This window comes from Novosphingobium colocasiae, from assembly GCF_014652555.1.
GTDB classification, from domain to species: domain Bacteria; phylum Pseudomonadota; class Alphaproteobacteria; order Sphingomonadales; family Sphingomonadaceae; genus Novosphingobium; species Novosphingobium colocasiae.
Window position 1 is genome coordinate 1 of sequence record NZ_BMZA01000058.1, and the last position, 1,279, is coordinate 1,279.

The 1,279-nt window shown below is 62.3% G+C and carries 1 protein-coding gene; it reads left to right on the forward strand.

All coding sequences use genetic code 11. The features are described from left to right. The first annotated feature begins 49 nt into the window (after window positions 1–49). On the forward strand, window positions 50–1,087 hold the full coding sequence (locus tag IE122_RS18200) for an IS110 family RNA-guided transposase (RefSeq protein WP_189622639.1): 1,038 nt from the start codon (window positions 50–52) through the stop codon (window positions 1,085–1,087). The last annotated feature ends 192 nt before the right edge of the window (window positions 1,088–1,279 follow it).

Below are 1,279 nucleotides of genomic sequence, written 5' to 3' on the forward strand. Positions count from 1 at the left end.
GGTAGAACGTGGTCCGTGTGATCGGCCACAACCATGAGGAGAAGCAACCATGAGCTACTATGCCGGACTGGATGTATCGTTGGAAGAGACGGCGATCTGCATTGTCGATGGCACGGGCGCGATCGTCCGCGAGCTGCGCGCGGCCAGCGATCCAGAAAGCCTGATTTCGGCGCTCAACGTAGTAGATCTTCCGATGGAGCGGATAGGGCTCGAGGCCTGTTCGCAGTCGGCTTGGCTGCACCAAGGGCTGACGCGAGCTGGTTTTCCGGCATTGTGCATCGAAACGCGCCAGGCGAAAGCCGCGATGGGAGCAATGCCGAACAAGACCGACCGCAATGATGCCCGAGGCCTGGCACAAATTATCCGGACCGGGTGGTATCGCCAGGTTCACGTCAAGAGCGTTCCATCGAGAATGGCGCGCTCACTGCTGGTCGCACGCCGGACGGTGCTCTGCAAGTTGCGCGACATGGAGAACGCAGTGCGAGCAGTCTTGCGGGAAAGCGGGCTTAAAGTGGGATCACCGGGGCGCAAGCTGTTCTCGGCCAGGGTGCGCGAGCTGGCTGATGCGGATCCAACGTTGACCGATATAACCGAGCCACTGCTGGCAATCATCGCGACCATGTACCGCGAACTCGAGCGACTGACACGGCGCGCGTTGGAATCGGTTCGTGTCGAACCAATCTGTCGACAGCTGATGACGGTCCCCGGCGTCGGGCCGCTGACGGCACTGGCGTTCCGTGCGACCGTGGATCAGCCCGAGCGCTTCCGGCGGTCACGCGATGTTGGCGCCCATCTCGGCCTCACCCCGAGGCGCTATCAGTCAGGCGAAACCGATGTGCAAGGACGGGTCAGTCGATGCGGCGACGAGCTTGCCCGCACCCTGCTTTATGAGGCCGCCCACACGCTGTTGACCCGCTGCAAGAAATGGTCGGCCCTCAAGGCGTGGGGCATGAATGTCGCGAAGCGGCGCGGTATGGCGAAAGCCCGCGTCGCTGTCGCCCGCAAGCTTGCCGTCATCATGCACCGCATGTGGTGCGATCATAGCGAGTTCCGCTGGGGCAAGGCGCCAGCCTGCCATGCAGCATGAGGAGGAGTAAACCGGATCCCGCCTGACAACGCGGGTAGTGTCGTTCCCATGGGGACGAAGGGCAAGACGATCTCGCTTAGAGCCCGGAACCTCAGCTTGGCTGAAGGTCGCGAAATCAGATTGAGACGCCTTGTTCTCCATGACCCCATTATGCGGCGGCCAGGCGCCGACCGCGGAGAGAAGCGAGTGATC

Coding starts and splice junctions, on each gene's coding strand:
- IE122_RS18200 (WP_189622639.1), top strand. CDS start 50: ATGAGCTACTATGCCGGACTGGATGTATCGTTGGAAGAGACGGCGATC.